Annotated in this window: 10 protein-coding genes; 3 read left to right on the top strand and 7 right to left on the bottom strand. The window is 60.0% G+C overall.

The features are described 5' to 3' along the window. Window positions 1–25 precede the first annotated feature (25 nt). On the top strand, window positions 26–1,858 hold the full coding sequence (locus HDE78_RS08025) for a sulfotransferase (protein WP_179478037.1): 1,833 nt from the start codon (window positions 26–28) through the stop codon (window positions 1,856–1,858). A gap of 29 nt (window positions 1,859–1,887) precedes the next feature. Here the strand turns inward: HDE78_RS08025 and HDE78_RS08020 are convergent, their stop codons facing one another. After that, complete coding sequence (locus HDE78_RS08020) at window positions 1,888–3,432, bottom strand: sulfotransferase (RefSeq protein WP_343205723.1); 1,545 nt, start codon at window positions 3,430–3,432, stop codon at window positions 1,888–1,890. A 31-nt stretch (window positions 3,433–3,463) separates the two neighbouring features. After that, a complete protein-coding gene (locus HDE78_RS08015) occupies window positions 3,464–5,044 on the bottom strand; it encodes a tetratricopeptide repeat-containing sulfotransferase family protein (protein WP_179478490.1) in 1,581 nt (526 codons plus the stop codon). Window positions 5,045–5,825: 781 nt separating this feature from the next. Here HDE78_RS08015 and HDE78_RS08010 point away from each other — a divergent pair. Then, the gene (locus HDE78_RS08010) at window positions 5,826–7,145 is read left to right on the top strand and encodes an aspartyl/asparaginyl beta-hydroxylase domain-containing protein (RefSeq protein ID WP_179478033.1); all 1,320 of its coding nucleotides are present in this window, start codon (window positions 5,826–5,828) and stop codon (window positions 7,143–7,145) included. Window positions 7,146–7,466: 321 nt separating this feature from the next. Further along, complete coding sequence (locus tag HDE78_RS08005; RefSeq protein WP_179478031.1) at window positions 7,467–10,877, top strand: TonB-dependent receptor; 3,411 nt, start codon at window positions 7,467–7,469, stop codon at window positions 10,875–10,877. Between the two features lie 142 nt (window positions 10,878–11,019). On the opposite strand, the gene HDE78_RS08000 is transcribed toward HDE78_RS08005, so the two are convergent. The 5 genes from HDE78_RS08000 to HDE78_RS07980 all read right to left on the bottom strand — a co-directional run bounded on the left by HDE78_RS08000 (window position 11,020) and on the right by HDE78_RS07980 (window position 16,565). Continuing rightward, a complete protein-coding gene (locus HDE78_RS08000) occupies window positions 11,020–12,588 on the bottom strand; it encodes a tetratricopeptide repeat-containing sulfotransferase family protein (protein ID WP_179478029.1) in 1,569 nt (522 codons plus the stop codon). An 18-nt stretch (window positions 12,589–12,606) separates the two neighbouring features. Continuing rightward, a complete protein-coding gene (grxD, locus tag HDE78_RS07995) occupies window positions 12,607–13,506 on the bottom strand; it encodes a Grx4 family monothiol glutaredoxin (RefSeq protein WP_179478027.1) in 900 nt (299 codons plus the stop codon). Between the two features lie 108 nt (window positions 13,507–13,614). Then, window positions 13,615–14,472, bottom strand: a complete 858-nt coding sequence (locus HDE78_RS07990) for a UDP-2,3-diacylglucosamine diphosphatase (RefSeq protein ID WP_179478025.1) — start codon at window positions 14,470–14,472, stop codon at window positions 13,615–13,617. A 115-nt stretch (window positions 14,473–14,587) separates the two neighbouring features. Next, complete coding sequence (locus tag HDE78_RS07985; protein WP_179478488.1) at window positions 14,588–15,208, bottom strand: SGNH/GDSL hydrolase family protein; 621 nt, start codon at window positions 15,206–15,208, stop codon at window positions 14,588–14,590. A 64-nt stretch (window positions 15,209–15,272) separates the two neighbouring features. Beyond that, entirely contained in the window at window positions 15,273–16,565 is a 1,293-nt protein-coding gene (locus tag HDE78_RS07980; RefSeq protein ID WP_179478023.1) for an aminotransferase class I/II-fold pyridoxal phosphate-dependent enzyme, read from the bottom strand. Between the last annotated feature and the right edge of the window lie 85 nt (window positions 16,566–16,650).

The following is a 16,650-nucleotide window of genomic DNA, read 5'->3' as shown; positions in this document are numbered from 1 at the left end:
TTTTTCACGCGGCCTTTTTTATGCCATGAATCTTGAAAATACTCTTACCGAAATAGTTGCGGCCATCCAGAGCGGCCAGCCGCACCGCGCAGAAGGGCTGGCGCGCGCTATGCTGCCGTCTCATCCACATAACGAGAGCCTGCTCGTGTTGCTGGCGTTGAGCCTTCAGTATCAGCAACGGCAGCAAGAGGCCGTTTCCGTCTACGCCGAGCTGACCCGCATATATCCTCACAGCGCTTTGCACTGGGGTAACTACGCCGTTGCACTGAACGGTGCGCAGGATCTCGACGGCGCGAAGGCTGCCTACGGGCGTGCGCTTGACTTGGATTCATCAAACCTCACCATTCGTGACCAGTACGGAATGTTGCTGTTCGACTGCCGCGAATATTCGGCTGCCCGCGAAATGCTGCTTGCCGCTCATTTGTTGAATAAGGATGCGATTACGGTACGCGTGCATGCGGCCAAGGCATGTTGCTTGTGCCAGGATTTTGAGAGCGCTGCCGAGCTACTCAGGCATTGGCGCGCATGGTTGCCTCTGGGGGACGACAGCCTGCAGCTTGAGCTGGCCCGAACGCTAAGTCTGCGCAACGAAACGGTGGGTGCGGCGTGGCTGCTTGAAGATCTTCTGATTCATCAGCCTGACCATTTCGAAGCGAAACTCCTGCTGGCCACTATCTACGAGCGGCAAAATCGGCTCGACGATTCCGAGACGCTCGCGCAGCAAATTATCGATTCAGCCGGAAATTCGCGTTCCCAAAAAAACGAGGTCGAGCACCTTCTGGCGAGCCTGGCTCTGCGTCGTAAACAGCCGGAACGTGCGCTCCGTCTCCTCTTGGGCGCCGGCGCGCAAGATGATGATGATGCCGAGCATTATTTCCAATTGGCCGCTGTTCACGACAAACGTGGTGATGTTGCAGCAGCCCTGCAGGCTTTGCAGAAGGCCCACGATATTTCCGATAGATTGTTACGCATCGACGCGCCGGAACATTTCGCTCCAGGTGTTGCGGCGTTGCCGTCGGAAGCGCCTCGGATAAGTGCCGAACAATATCGACGTTGGCCGGTGCTGATGGCGCCGGACATGCTCGATTCCCCGATCTTCGTGGTTGGTTTCCCGAGGTCTGGGACTACCCTGCTGGAGCAGATGCTGGACGCTCACCCGGGGCTGCAGTCGATGGACGAGAATCCGTTCTTCAACCGCCTGATCAACATTTTGCGCAATCACGACGCTCGCGTTCCGAAAGACCTCAGCTTGTTGTGTCAATACGATTGCGATGAATTGCGCAAACGCTATCACACCATGGTTGGCGAACGGATCGAGCGAAATTCGGCCGCACGTCTGGTGGACAAGAATCCGCTGAACATGCAATGGCTACCAATGATTCACCGATTGTTTCCGGCCGCCAAGATCATTCTGGCGGTACGTCATCCGTGCGACGTGATCCTGAGTTGCTACATGCAGCATTTCCGCTCCCACGTTCTGGCGACGGCGTGCGGATCGCTAGAGCGGCTGGCGCAAGCCTATGTGGATACGATGCAGCAGTGGTGTGCCGATGTACAAGTGTTCAAACCCGATGTACTGGTGTCGCGCTACGAGGATCTGGTTGGTGACTTTGCCGGCCAGGCCGAACGCATCGCGAATTTTCTGGATCTTGACGACTGCGCACCGCTGATGCAATTCGACAAGCACGCTCGCAGTAAGAGTTACATCGGCACCCCGAGCTATTCTCAGGTCATCGAGCCAATCAACCGGAAGGCGATTGAACGTTGGACGCGCTACCGCGAGGTATTCAGGCCGGTTCTACCGATTCTTCAGCCGATGCTGGAGTACTGGAGCTATCCAGTCGAGTCGAATTTCTAGACGGCTTGTGAGGTGCCAGAAAAGCGGGTTCAGGAATCGAAGCGGAGAAGCTCAGGAAAAAACTTCTCATACGTGCGCCAGCGGCCCACAGAAGTTTGATAGATCGGCTGACGTGCCTGCCACAAGCTGGCGGTGCTGATCATCCCAGGCGACGTCCTCGTCTCTGATTCGACCTTCGAGTCTGCGTTCAGCCATTTTCCGAGCGACGCGATTTCGGCATCTGGTGCCGCGACCATGGTCTCGTAAGAAACCAGCCGAACGGATGCGGGATAGCGCGCCAGCCAATGTCTCGTCAGCCGATGACAGCCTTGGATGACGGCAGCGATATCATTGAAATTGTAGGCATAGTCGTGTGCGGGATCACCAAAGCGCTGCGTCCAAATCGATAGTGCGTTATCCCTCGTATTGCGCACGCAACAGACAATTTTTGCGTCTGGCCACAGGGCCAGAATGAGATCGATATGGAGTAGGTTGAGTGGTTGTTTGTCGATGAACCAACGCGCATGACGGTCATCCTGACGCAGTTGCAGCTCATATTGCTCTGCCAGCAACGCCACCTGCGCTACGTCGGGCAGCTGCGCGGCCAGTTCAGGCAGCCAACGCAATTCGCCACGCTGCACGATGTCCGATAAAGAAGTCAGTCGCTGCGCTAGTAGGGTGGTGCCGGAACGCGGGACGCCAACGACGAATAGCGGTGCCCAGCCGCGAGATTCCCGCGGACGCTGCGTCATAGGTGCCGCACGAATGCGCGCGTCGATCATACGTCGCCAGTTTTTTCGCGACCAGCGTGAATGCGCATGAGCTAGCGTGTTGGCTTCGCGCCACGCCTCGGCTGCCGCAGCCGCATCACCGAGATCGTCATGCAGCTTGCCCAAAGCAAACAGCAGTTCGATGCGCGCTGTGGGACTGATATCGTTGCGACGCAGCGCTTGCTGGAATCGTTGCAGATCAACGTCAGCAGGTTGCACATAGCGCTGCGACTGGCTCAAGCCTCCGGCGATATGCCACTCCCAGGCCCTCGGCTCGCCAGCGTGTTCAAGCACCGCTTCATAGTGGGCGCGCGCCTGTACAAACTGCCCCAACTGGAGAGCCAGCATGCCGGCATAAGCATGCAAGCGTGCGTCATCAGCACACTCCGCGTTCAACGCACGCTGACATAAGGTGTAGGCCTCCATCTTGCGGTCGGCATCGTCGAGCGCTTCGATCGTCTTGATAGCGAGTTCGGCATCGAGGCTATGCTGAGACACGGCGGCAACTAACTGTTGCGCCATTTGGTTGAACTGGCCTTGCGCCCTCAACACGCGCGCAAGCATGAATGCTGCTCCCAGATGGCTTGGATGTTCCTTCCGAATCGCGTTTAACAGCCTCTCCGCCTCGACGTATCGTTGCCGGTCAAGATAAAACCCGGCCAAGGCAAGCGATAAGCCACTGTCGTAAGGGCAAGAGGCGTGGCCCGCCTCAAGCAAGGCTAGCGCCTCCTGCCCGTAACCGCCTAGCGTCAAACTTTGCGCAGCCTCCAGCCATTCCGCTGGGGGCCGCCCCGGTAGCGACGTGCGCCATGAGATCGACCGCATGTTCACGATCTAGCCTCGAATCTTGCGAGAGTCAAATGTGTTCACGCCCGGAGATCGCCGCCAAAGCGTCACGCAATGGATCGAGCATTGCGCCGTAGCGCTCCAATCGCGCCGTATCCCGGCGTAACGGCTCGCGCACTTGTGTGGCACTGGGGGAGCGCACCGTGCGCGTGCTGGTGTGAAACGCAAGGCACTCTGGCTCATACCTGAGGCTACAGAAAGCCAATAGGCCGCGCACTACGCGCTCTGGCTCGGCAAGTAGATCCTCGTATACATGTTCGTGCACACCGGTCGGCCAACGACCCAAAGCCTCGCGCAGGCTTAAGTCATAGTCGCCCCAAAATGCAGCCAGATCCTCAAAGCGGTTGGCGTAGTCGCTGTTTTGCATGTACTGGCGATAGCACGAAAAGCACGTTTCGAGCGGATCGCGACGGCAGCTGATCACGCGTGCGCCCGGAAGCATGGCGCGGATCGCGTCGATATACATCCAATTGTTCGGCAGTTTGTCGATAAAGATGGGTCGCATATGTCGCCAGTGCGCCGTGCGCTCCAGGTAGCGCCTGCCAAGCCGTTCCCAGTCCGCCGGTTGTGTAGTGGCAACCCAGTGCGGAAAAGGCTGATTGCGGCGTCGTGATTCTTCGGCGATGACCAAGGGCAGATCCGGCAATTCACCAGCGCCTTCCACTTGGGAGTGCGAGGCCAGAATCTGTTCGACCAGGGTGGAGCCGGATCGTGGCAGGCTGACTACAAAGATTACCTCGCGGCCAAGCGCGCTTGCCGCGGGCGTCGGCGCCAATGCAAAAGCCTGACGGATACGAGCCAACGCACCGGACATTGCCGCTGCGTTCCATGGACGCCGTTGCCATGCCAGCGCATGGGCCTGATGCAGCGTCTGCAGCGAATCTTCAAATCGTCCTGTGTCGTCGAGAGCTTTGGCCAATGCCAGCCCGATGGCGATACGATCATCTACGCTCGCCTCGCGACATTGAAGCGCAGTTTGCATGGCTTCAACTTCGTTGGAGTCGAAGCGCCGATGCTTAAGATCCGCCAGCCCCCACCAAGCTACGCCTGACCAAGGCCGATCCAGAATCAGCTGCTGATAGCTCTTTTCTGCGTCGACGATCTGACCCTGTGTACGCAGTAGATCTGCAAGCAGGGCGGATGCGTCCGTGCTGTCGGGCTTTAAGCGCAACGCCTCGCGTAGAGCGACCATCGCCTCATCATTGCGCACAGCGCGGGTCAGCATCACGCCGAGGTTGTACCAGGCCAACGCAAATTGTGGCTGCATAGAGCAGCTGTGCCGGAATGTCTGGATCGCTTCGTCGTAGTCGCCGGCAGCACCAAGCACAGTGCCCAACGTATTGTAGTAAAGCGGATCCTCGCCTCGGCGGCTCAACGCCAGCCGCATGAGCTGAACTGCTTCGGCGTGACGACCGCGCTGGCTAAGCAGGCCGGACTGCAGCCGCAAGATTTCCGGATGCTCCGGCGTATCGCGATACGCTGCCTGCAGCAACTGTGCGGCTTCATCGAGACGACCTGCCTCCAGCGCCTGGCTGGCACTGCCTAGCCTGGCAGCATTCACCGCACTCAATCCTTCTAATTGGCCAAGCATGGGCACGGTTGCGGGTATATGATCGAAACAGGTAGGGGACGAATATGTTGTCGGCGTGCTAGCCGCCCGCATCGAATTCGAGGCAACTGTCATGGTACTCAAAAAGCCGAGCGTTGTCCCAGCCGATAGGATCCACTACGCCACCGTATCCCGCGCAAGGGTGTTGGGACGCCATACCGAACAATAGCGGTTGATAGAGCGCCTTCCGATTGGCTCTCGCATATCGATAGTGCGACGTTATGCAAGTCACGTGAATTGCCGACTTTCACTTGAGTACAGCGCTGCAGAGAGTGCAGGCGCCTGTTCCCAGTTATCGTGATCTCGACATGAACGCGCCTGCCTTTGGCCGTTGGATTAAACGTCGATGCGCCATTTTGGAATGAGGAGAAACGGTGTGGCCGGGCGTTTGGGGCGTGTCGCCTTGCCGCACCACTGTTACGGTGTACGGTGCTGGCATCGTTTCGATCGTCTCTTACGCGATTTTCTCAAAACGGCAGATGAATTGCGCTGGCAGCAGGCGTAGCTGAATCGTCGTGCGCACCGGCAGCTGGACCAGCCAAATCGTAATAGTTGTCCGATGCTAATCCTTGGCGACGCATAAAATGCCATTTCGCACCAGCCGCGCCTCATCGTCAGAGATCCGCTGTAGGTGATACGCGTGACCACACTCCCCTTTCGTCGCTGGTTGTCATACAAACCGCGATGCCCTTCAAGGCCGACGGAAAGTCTTGCTTTATTCCTTGGACCTATAATCTGGTGAACTCCGAGCAGGCGGCTGGTTATGGGTATCGAATTTGAGCATTCGGCTGATGCGCTGCGCGTGCGCGCGCTGGAATATCTGCGTGCCGGCAAGCCGGGTCTGGCCGAGCACGCTTTTCGCAACATCCTGGAGCAGGATCCGAATGACGTCGATGCATTGAGGTTTCTTGCTGCCCGTCATCTCGAGCGGAATGAACGTGTCGCGGCCATTGAGCTGTTCGAGCGCGCAGAAAACGTGCGGCCGGGCCATGCGGCGACGCTGCATCAGTTGGGCATGGCGTATGCCGTGGAAGGGCGTCTTGCCGATGCGATCGCCGCGTTGGGGCGTTGCCTGGAGGCCGACGAAAATGATTTCGTTGGACGCTTGTTTCTGGGCGTGGTTTTGGAACGCCATGGCCAAAAGCAGCGTGCGCTGACACAGTATTTCAGCGCCATAAACAGGGCTCAGGCGAAAGGCTACTGGCTCAGTGACGAAAGCACGGCACCGGCGCTCCGCAAGACGGTGGTCGCTGCCATGCGCACTCTAGACGCGGGCCGGCGTGAGCTGTTTCATAAATTGCTGGAACCCTTGCGTGGCAAGTACGGTGCAATAGCGCTGCGCAGGGTGGAGCACGCGCTATCGATCTATCTCGGCGAACGGCAGCCGCAGTGGCCTGATCCGCGGCAAAAGCCTCTTTTTTTGTATTTTCCGGACATACCTAGTCTGCCGTACTACCCGCGCGAGCGATTTCCGTGGATTGACTCACTAGAAGCCGGGGCTGCCTTCATTCGCGAAGAGCTTCTCAACGTGTTGTCGCATTCACACAATCTGGAGTCGTTTCTGCAAACGGATTCCCCGCATGACGCGTCTGAACTGCTCCGGTCCTCAAACAGCCAAGACCCGGCCTGGGATGCTTATTTTTTCCACCGCCATGGCGAACGCTTTGAGGAGCACTGTTTGAAATGCCCGCGTACCGCCGGTCTGCTTGATACATTGCCTCTCGCATATGTACGCGAACATTCGCCAGAAACCCTGTTTTCGGTATTGAGTCCGGGCACCCACATTCTGCCGCACCGTGGTGTAACCAACACGAGGCTGGTCACGCATCTTCCGCTTATCGTGCCGGCTGATTGCGCGCTTCGCGTAGGCGGGGAGACTCACGTGTGGGAAGAGGGCCGTTGTGTCACGTTTGATGACACGTTTGAGCACGAGGCCTGGAATAAAAGCTCGGAAACGCGCGTCGTGCTGATCGTCGATAGCTGGAACCCGGATCTCAGCGAAGCCGAGCGCGAGGCCGTAGCCGACCTCGTTGGCGCTATCGGAGACTTTAATCGTGCCAGCGAGCTACCCGCGGCTGGCTGAGGTTGGTTCGAGAAGCCATTTAAGAGCTTTGCCACATAACACTGTTATGCATCTTACGGCAAACGTAGCCGAAAATAATCAGATTCAATAAATTGCAGTATCCATTAAAAAATTTTAATGCGAAATATATTGCGGATATTCCACCTCGGGATTTTCTAACTCATTCTTTCCGCTTGGATCTGTTCATTGCCCTGTGAACAATCGAGTTAAAAAACGCAATTAAATACGAATTAAAACTGTTGACTTTTTGTTATTCCAAAGTCTATGGTCGGGTTGCGTTCAGATTGCTACAAGCGTGTGAAAGTAAGGCGACCGTTGCGGGTGTTTTTCGCCTATCTCTTTGATTCTTTAAAATTACTGAAGCTTTGGATTTGGCGTTGGCATAACAGCCACATGCCCGCTATTGGATTGGCTTCATTTGTTTTTGGGTCGAAATTTTTGCTACTGGGGATCTATTTGATGAATGCTAAAAAGCTTGCACTCGCATCTGATGGGAAGGGCGCGCGACGTAACCGTGTCACGGTGAGTCGTACCGCATTGGCAGTCGCTATTGCCGTGGGATTTGGTGTTTCTGGGCAGGTGTTTGCGCAGGCCACCACGGGTTCGGTGTTCGGTACGGCTCCGGTGGCGGCTGGTGAAACAGTCAGGGTCGTCAGCGCTCAGACCGGCCTCACGCGCGAAGTGGCAGTCGGCAGCGACGGCCGCTTTGGTGCCAACCAGTTGCCAGTGGGTAAATACACCGTTTCGCTGCTGCAGAACGGCAAGGTTGTGGCGGCGCACGACAATGTGCAGGTAAGCGTCTCCGGTGGCACGGCAGTGCCGTTTGCCGCATCCGAGATCGGCGGCGGAAGCGTTAATGCTCAGAATCTTTCGACCGTGACGGTGTCTGCGAACAAGCTGCCGCCGATCGACGTATCCTCCACCCGACAGACCCAGGTGATCACTGCGGAGCAGCTGAAGTCGCTGCCGCTGGCTCACACCGCAGAAGACATTGCGCTACTGTCCCCGGGTGTGAACATGGGTGGTTCCAGCCTCGGTACGGGTCCGACCGGTACGCCGCTGGTCTCCATCGGCGGCAACAGCGTCGTGGAAAATGCCTATTACCTCAACGGCTTCAACACCACCGATCCGATTGGTGGCGCGGGCGGCGTGGCGCTGCCGTACTTCGCGATTGCCGAGCAGCAGACCATCACCTCCGGTTATGGTCCTGAATATGGTCGTTCGACCGGTGGTGTGATCAGCCAGATCGGCCAGCGGGGTAGCAACGACTTTCATGCCGGTGTGTACGTGTCGTGGCAGCCGGAGTTTGCCCAAAGCAACTTCGACAATATTCACTATAACAACCCAAATACACCGGTCGGTTCCGTGGACAATACCGGTACCCCTTATTTGGCCAACCAAGGCACCACAAACTATCCTGCCGGCTATGGCCAGATTGCTGTAGGAAGAAAGCAGAACGACAACTGGGAGACGGTGTACGACGCCTACCTTAGTGGCCCTCTGATCAAAGACAAACTATTTTTCTACATTACGGCCGAATGGCAACATGACAGCTCACAAGGCGGTATCCAGACCGGCGCGTCGGGCTTCAACAACGGTCTGACAACGCCGGCAGGCTTTTATCAGTCGCAAGCTGTGAAATCGCCCAAGCTTTACGGCAAGCTGGACTGGAATATCAACGATAGCAACGTGCTGGAGTTCACCGGCGTCCAGACCCAGCAGAATCAGACCAGCAGCAACTACTACAACTACGACTACACGGACCAGAAAGTTGGCTCGCTTTACGGCCCAGGTATAACGACCAAGAACACCTTCAAGGTAGGCATCCTCAAGTACACCTCGTACATCACCGACAACCTCACGCTAGAGGCTCAGTACGGCGTGATGACGGGACAGTATTACGCCAACTTTGCGGGTGAGGCGGGCGTGGCGCCGGTATCTTTTTCAGGGGTCCCCGTGCCTGCGGGCGTTACCGTTCCTAACCTCATCGATCAACAACTCCCGAACCCGGATCACAAAACCAAGACCGCTAATCTGCGTGTAGATCTTGACTGGAAGATCACATCCGACCACGACCTCAAATTCGGTATCGACAATGTTCAGTACCGTGATGACCACGATGGTTTCTCCACCCTTGGTGGCGGTAGCTATACCTACTTCAACGGTTTTCCGCCGAACAACACTGGCCCGAACGCGGTGCCCTATATCGGGAATCCCGGCTCCGGCAATTACGTCGACGAGCAATTTTACGGATCGGACGTAAGTCTAGCCGTGCGACAGAAAGCGCAATATGTTGAAGACCGCTGGCAGGTCACCCCCAACCTGTTGCTTGACCTTGGCGTGCGCAATGATCAGTTCAAAAACCTCGGTATCGGCGGTGTCGCCTACGTGAACGAAGAGAGCCCGCAATGGGCGCCTCGCCTGGGTGCGAGCTGGGACGTGTTTGGCGACAGCACGTTTAAGGTTTTCGGCAATGCAGGACGTTACTACTTGGCGTTGCCGGCAGGCCTGGCTACCCGTAACCCGGCATTTGGCACGATCTATGGCGATGTGATCTATACCTATACGGGCATTGATGCGAATGGCGTTCCGACCGGTCTAACCCCCGTCCCCGTGGCCTTGGCGCCAGGTGTGACGAAGCCCGGGTTCTATTCGTCCGATGGTGAGAACGGTGTCCCCGGCAATACAAAGGACTATGCCTCGACCAATCTCAAGGCGGAGTATCAGGACGAATACGTGCTGGGTTTCCAGAAGATGCTTGGCGAGACCGGTCTGGTGTTGGGCATGCAGGGCACTTATCAGAAAACAGGCAACTTCGTGGATGACACGGATCTCAACGATCCGTATGGCTGCGCTTCCGGTCTGGTTAATCCGGGCAAGACCAACTACATCCCGTGCGCAGGGGCACCCGGGGGCGTGGTGACCTGGAATCCGAACACCGGGCAGGGAGTGCTGGCTGGTTTCCTCCCGACGTACCCCGTAAAACCGACGCGAAAGTACTATGCCCTGGATACGTATCTGGAGCACACATGGGATGGCAAGTGGTTCGGCAAGCTCGACTACGTGTTCTCCCGGTCGTACGGTACTGACGAGGGTCCGACCGATACCGCGACGGGGCAAATCTCGAACTCGCAGGGTCAACATTTTTCCGGTACCACCACGGCGAACTGGGATTACACCGACATCGAGGCAAACAGCAATGGTGTTCTGGCCAACGATCACAAGCACACGTTCAAGGCGTTCGGCTCGTATGCCATTACGCCGGAGTGGATGGTCAGCGGCACGGTCATTGTGCAGTCGGGAGCGCCAAAGGTCTGTCTGAGCGGTTACGGCTACACGATTAATGGAGATCAGTACGGTGGCGCTTATGAGCACTTTTGCGGTGGTGTGCCGAGCGGCATTTCGACTGTTCCTGATCCAGACAACCCAGGCCAGACGATCGGCTATGGTGGTGTACCCTCTCCTGCGGGCGCCACTGGCTTTACGCCGTGGACCCACCAGATCAATCTGAGCTTGACGTACACGCCGGACTGGGCAAACAAGCATCTCACCTTGCAGGCAGAAGTCCACAACTTGCTGAACGAGCAAAAGGCGACGCTGTACACTTCTGCTTATGCTAATACCGAGTTGGGTAATAACCGGGGAGTGACTGTATATAATCCAACTTACAATACCCCGGTCTCGACGGAGTCGCCTCGCTATGTGACCTTCAACGCGAAGTACGACTTCTAAACCGATAGTCCAACCACACGCCGTCGTACGCGGCGGCATATGGGAAAGAGTCGAAAAAACAAAAAAGTCGCCGGGTAGCCGGCGGCTTTTTTTGTGATTGAGTTGATGCCAATGATCGCGAAAAACCGGGTCGTGCGATGCGCTATGTCTGTTTCGACAGCCGCTGCCGCAACGGCTGCAGCCACTCCAAATACGGTGCGCTATGCGCCGTATCCGCACGGATCGGTTCGCGCACCTGCGCTGCGCTGGCGGTACTGAGCACTTCGCGTTTGGTGTGGTGAGGTGTGAGGCAGGCGGCGTCGAAGGTCAGGTCGCAAAAGGCGAGCAGGCGACGTATCTGGGGTTCGGGTTGCTGCACCAGAATTTCGTAGGGGAAATCCAGCACGTGTTGCGGGTGGCGCGTGAGCCAGAACGCGCTGAGGCGCTGGTAGTCGTGGTAATGCTCGGCCATTTCTTCGAGGTTGTAGCTGTAGTGCAGGCCGTCGCGGAACAGCTGGCGATAGCCGGAGAAGCACGTCTCCACCGGATCGCGGTGGCATTGAATGATTTTTGCGCCGGGCAGCATCAGGCGTGCGGCGCCCAGCAGCGGCCAGTTGACGACGTTTTTGTCGGTGAAGCGCGGGCGTCGTTCGCGCCAGCGGGCGGTGCGGGTGAGGTAATCCTGCCCCAGTCGATGCCAATCGTCGGCGGTGGCGGCGGTTACCCACTGCGGGAACGGCTGTCCGCGGCGGCGCGATTCGTCCTCGATGACCTGCGGCAGATCGGCAATTTCGTTGGCGCCCTCGACCTCGGGATGGGTGGCGAGGATGTGTTCGACCAGGGTGGAACCCGAGCGCGGCATGCTGGCGATGAAAATGACTTCCTTGCCCAGCGTGGCATCCGGCGGCGCGGGCAGCCGTCCCTGGAACGCTTCGATGATGCGGTCGATCTGCGCCTGCTCGGCGGCGGCGTCCCACTGCACCTGCCGTCGCTTTTCGGCGTTGGCCTGGCGCAGCGCGTCGAAAGCGCCGGCATAATCGTGCTGGTCTTCCAGCGCGCGGAACAGGCTGAAACCGAGCATGACCCTCGTGTCGGGCGGCAGGTTGGGTTGACCCAGTGCTTGTTGGATCAGGCCGATATCGGCCGGCCCGAGCGGCTCGGTCTTGAGATTGGCCAGCCCATGCCACGCTTCGGCGCGTCCGGGTTGCTGGCGCAGCACGTGCCGGTATTCGGCCACGGCGCCCGGGATGTCGCCCTGCATGGTGGCGATGTCCGCCACGCCGAGGCGGGCCAGCACGTGTTGGGGATCCAATGTCAGTGTGTGGCGAAAGGCTTCGTCGGCATCGCTCAGTTGGCCGCGTTCCTTCAGCGCCTTGCCGAGGTTGTAGCGGAGCTTGGCCTGTTGCGGCGCCAGTTCGCATGCGCGGCGCAGGTGGATCAGCGCTTCGTCGAACGCGCCGGCATCGTGCAGGGCGCAGCCCAGATAGGTCCGCATATTGGCATCGGCGGGCCGTTGCTCGACGGCCTTGCGCAGCCAGTCGACGGCTTCGACGGCTTGGCCGCGCATCAGGCAGGTAATCCCGTAAAGATAGCGCGCGTCGGCCAGCACCGGATTGGCCGCCAGCGCCTGCTTCAGCAGGCGCTCGGCGTCATCCAGCTTGCCCTGGCCAAGCGCCCGGCCGGCTTCCGCCATCCACTGGCTGATATGAGTGGAGGTCGGATGTGCGGACATGCAGCTGGGATCGGCCGATCAGGCCGAATGCCACGCCTCCATGCCGCCCGCCACGTTGTATACGTTGCTGAAACCGTGCGCAGCGAATCGTTCAGCCATGCTCTGGCTGGAGATGCCGACGTTGCAGATAAAGGCCAGCGCCGTGTCCTTGGGCAGGGCGGCGAGGCGCTCGTACCCTTCGTCGTCCAGCACACGTGCCTGCGGCAACGGCGGAACGGCGGCGCGGTTGTGGGCAGGGCGCACGTCGATCAGGGTGACGTCGCCAGCGGCCAGTCGGGCCTTGAGCTCCTGCACGGTAAGCGATTTGATTTCCTGCGGGCCCGGAAATTTCAGGCTCAGGCCTTCGCCCTGCACGGTGGACACCCAGTCGATCACGATGCCTTTGGCGCGTTGGGCGCTGGCGGGATCGAAATGCACCTCGAGGCCGTTGCTGTGCGCCACGATGTCGTGCTCGCCGGCCGGCGCGAGCTGGAAACCGGCGCTGTGGTCGGGGCCGATTTCAAGATGCAGCGCTACGCCCTGCGCATTGGCCGTGCCCTGGCGGATCGCCTCGGCCGCGGCATCGGTGATGGTGATTTCCGGCGGCGTGCGGTCGGGCTTGGCCGCGCCGAACAGCTCATGCAGCTCGCCGCTGGTATAGAGCTGGCGGATGATGTCGGCGCCGCCGATCAGTTCGCCTTCGACATACAGCTGCGGAATGGTCGGCCATTCGCCGTAGGCCTTGATGCCCTCGCGGATTTCCGGGTCTTCCAGCACGTTGATCGTGTGGTAGTCCGGCAGCAGCTCGTTGAGCATGTTGGTGGCCGCGGCGGAAAAGCCGCACTGCGGCTGACGGCGGTCGCCCTTCATGAAGAGCACCACGCGGTGATCCTTGAGCACGGTTTCGATACGTTCGCGGGTGGCGCTGTCGAGGGACATGGGAGGACTCCGGTAGAGAGGTCAATGATCCCACATGGCGCCGCTGCGCAGCAGGTTCAAGCAAAAAGACGGGGTCAAGCCGGCCTTTCTGCGGCAGCCTGGTTGGTTTCAGGCCGCCGGCCGAAGCTGCTCCAGACTGCGCCGGCGTGCCGCCAGCGGGGCCAGCGCGAGTGCAGCGGTGGGTGAGGGCATCAGCAGCTCCCGGCTGGCGCGGCCCAGCGCCGTGGGCTGTTCGCTCCAGTGGATCAGCTCCATCGCACCGGTGTGATCCTCGGTCAGCGCCGTGCAGTGCTCGACCCAGTCGCCGTCGTTGAGATAGAGCACACCACCGATCTCGCGTACCTGACCGTAGTGGATGTGGCCGCAGATATGGCCGTCGAAGCCGCGCTCGGCGGCATCGACGGCCACGCGATCCTCGTAGGCGCGGATATATGCCAGCGCCTTGCCGATGTGCGACTTGATGATGATCGACAGCGGCACGTAGGGCAGTTCCAGCCGTCGCCGCATGCCGTGCAGGCGACGGTTGCTCCAGCAGATGAACCGATGCATCGCTTCGCCCAGATGCATCATCCAGCCGCGGCCGACCTGCTCGGGATCGAACTCGTCGCCGTGACTGACGTGATAGCGGCGGCCGTCCGCACCCTCGTGGATCGCATCGAGGCGAATCTTCACACCGCCGATGGTTTGGCCCGCCATGCCACGGACCGGGCAGTCGTGGTTGCCGGGTATATAGGTGACGTCGACGCCGCGCCGGGCCATGGCCATGATTTCGGACAGCACCGCCGTATGGTCGGCATGCCACCAGTGTCGGCGGGTCAGCGCCTCCATGTCGATGATGTCGCCGACCAGATAGAGCTTTTCGCAGCGCAGCTTGCGCAGAAAGTCGAGCAGGTAGCTCGCCTTGCAGTCGGGCGTGCCCAGGTGCACGTCGGAGATGAAGGCGCTGCGGCAGATGAAGTTCGCCATGACGAGGACTCCGGTAGTTACCGGGTGCTCAGTGTCGGGCCTTCAGGTCACCGTGGCGTGGCGAAATGGTTGCAGTGGTGTTGCGCGAAAGCCGCCGGCGCGAAACGGCAGCACCTTACTCGCGGGTGCGCAGAGCCTGGACCACCACCGGCAGGATCGCCTGCAGCCACAGCGTGTATTGGGCGGAGGAAGGATGGAGCCCGTCGCCGGCGACCAGATCGGCGTGCTGGCGCGATATGACGGTGATGTCGACCCAACGGGCGCCGGCGCGCGATGTTTCGTCGCGTGCGATAGCGTTATAGACGTCCAGCTCGTCGGCGATGCGTCTGACGCCGCGCTTATCGTTCTGCGCAAACGGCGTGGTGCCCCAGTCTGGAATCGATACCACCACGACGCGGTATGGCCGATGCCCTGCCAACTGGATGGCACGCTGCAGCAGTGCGGCAAAGGCGGGGCGGTAGGCACCCGCCGGGCGTCCCCGATACTCGTCATTGACGCCGATCAGCAAGGTCACCAGATCGTAGCTGATGGTGAGACTCGCCTGATCCATGCCGGTGGCGAGCTCATCGGTGGTCCAGCCGGTGACCGCTACGAGGTACGGGTCGTCGATGACGATACCGCGCCGGCGCAGCTGCTGGACGAGTTGCGCCGGCCACCGATAGGCGGCCGGCGCCGACTCGCCGATCGTGTAGGAGTCACCTAGCGCGAGATAATGAAGCGATGGGGCAACAGGCATCATGGCGAGATGGATCGATAGCGGTAGTTTGGACCGGCTTGGCGCGTGCCGGCGGCAGTCTGGTTCACGCGACTGCCGCCACCGGGCGCAATGGCAGCTTGTCCGCCATGCGCGCCAGCACCCGCTCCATACGCACGAACACCTCGCGCAGTTGTGCCGGTTGCGGCAACAGGGTCAGACGGATGTGTCGACTTGCCGCGACGTTGAAGCTGGAGCCGGGCACCACCAGCACCGATTCCTCTTCCAGCAGGCGAAGGGCGAAAGCGTTGTCGTCGAAGCTGGCGATGCGGCTGGCGCGAATGTGCGGAAATGCATACAGCGCGCCACCGGGTATCACCATGTCGAGATAATCGCTGCGAGCGACGCCGTCGATCACGGCCTGGCGCGCATCGTGCAGCCGACCGCCGGGCGCGGTCAGGCCTCCGATAGTCGGCGCGTCCTGCAGCGCCGGAATCACCGCCCATTGTGCGGTGACGTTGGCGCACAGGCGCAGCGCGGCGAGCAGTTGCAGGGCGTCGCGGTAGGCTGAGGTAAGCCTCGGATCGCCCGACAGGCTCATCCAGCCGACCCGATAGCCGCAGGCGCGATGCACCTTGCTCAGGCCACCGAAGCTGATGCACGGCAGCTCCCCGGCCACGGCGGCCAGCGGCTGGAACACCACATCGTCGTAAAGGATCTGGTCATAGATCTCGTCGCACAGCAGCAGCAGGCGATGCCGTGCGGCTACAGCCACCAGCCGCTCCAACAGCGCGGGCGGGTATACCGCACCCGTCGGGTTGTTCGGGTTGATCAACACCAGCGCACGGGTGCGCGGCGTGATCAGCGCCTCGACTTCGTCGGGGTCGGGCAGGTGGCCGTTGGCCGCGGTGCAGCGGTAATAGCGCGGCCGGCCGCCGTTCAAGATTGTGGCGGCGCTCCACAGCGGATAGTCCGGGCTTGGCAGCAGCACTTCGTCATCGGACTGCAGCAGGGCGCGCAGGCTGATGTCGATCAGCTCGCTGACGCCGTTGCCGATGAAGATGCGCTCCGAGTCGACGTGGCGTGCACCACGGGCGCGCTGCTGGGCGGCGATGGCGTCGCGCGCCATCTCCAGGCCCTGCTCGTGGCCGTAGCCTTCGCTTTCATGCAGATGGCTGGCGATGGCCCCGCGCAGATTCGGTGGTGTCTCGAAGCCGTAGCGGCTGAGGTTACCGATATTGAGCTTGATGATGTCCTGGCCGGCCGCTTCCATGTCGCGCGCGCGACGCGTCAGTGCGCCGCGAATCTCGTAACGCACCTCGGCCAGGTGAGAACTGGGCACGATGGCGCCGGGTGTGATTGAGCCGTCTGTCTTCGAAGCCAACGCCGCATCCTTCATCGCAACTGCCGGCGCCTTGGCCGAAACGGCGATGCTAGCAGTGCCTCGCCGTTGGGCGCGAGCTGGATTCTGGCGAAGCCGAGGC

The organism is Rhodanobacter sp. K2T2 (genome assembly GCF_013408815.1).
Lineage (GTDB): Bacteria > Pseudomonadota > Gammaproteobacteria > Xanthomonadales > Rhodanobacteraceae > Rhodanobacter.
The sequence above is the reverse complement of the archived record's forward strand: the minus strand, read 5'-3'. Positions and strand labels throughout refer to the sequence as shown.

What these genes read in the sequence shown, in the direction of transcription:
- HDE78_RS07980 (WP_179478023.1), bottom strand. Translation starts at nt 16,565, where the DNA reads ATGAAGGATGCGGCGTTGGCTTCGAAGACAGACGGCTCAATCACACCC.
- HDE78_RS08025 (WP_179478037.1), top strand. Translation starts at nt 26, where the DNA reads ATGAATCTTGAAAATACTCTTACCGAAATAGTTGCGGCCATCCAGAGC.
- HDE78_RS08015 (WP_179478490.1), bottom strand. Translation starts at nt 5,044, where the DNA reads ATGCTTGGCCAATTAGAAGGATTGAGTGCGGTGAATGCTGCCAGGCTA.
- HDE78_RS08010 (WP_179478033.1), top strand. Translation starts at nt 5,826, where the DNA reads ATGGGTATCGAATTTGAGCATTCGGCTGATGCGCTGCGCGTGCGCGCG.
- grxD (WP_179478027.1), bottom strand. Translation starts at nt 13,506, where the DNA reads ATGTCCCTCGACAGCGCCACCCGCGAACGTATCGAAACCGTGCTCAAG.
- HDE78_RS08000 (WP_179478029.1), bottom strand. Translation starts at nt 12,588, where the DNA reads ATGTCCGCACATCCGACCTCCACTCATATCAGCCAGTGGATGGCGGAA.
- HDE78_RS08020 (WP_343205723.1), bottom strand. Translation starts at nt 3,432, where the DNA reads ATGCGGTCGATCTCATGGCGCACGTCGCTACCGGGGCGGCCCCCAGCG.
- HDE78_RS07985 (WP_179478488.1), bottom strand. Translation starts at nt 15,208, where the DNA reads ATGCCTGTTGCCCCATCGCTTCATTATCTCGCGCTAGGTGACTCCTAC.
- HDE78_RS07990 (WP_179478025.1), bottom strand. Translation starts at nt 14,472, where the DNA reads ATGGCGAACTTCATCTGCCGCAGCGCCTTCATCTCCGACGTGCACCTG.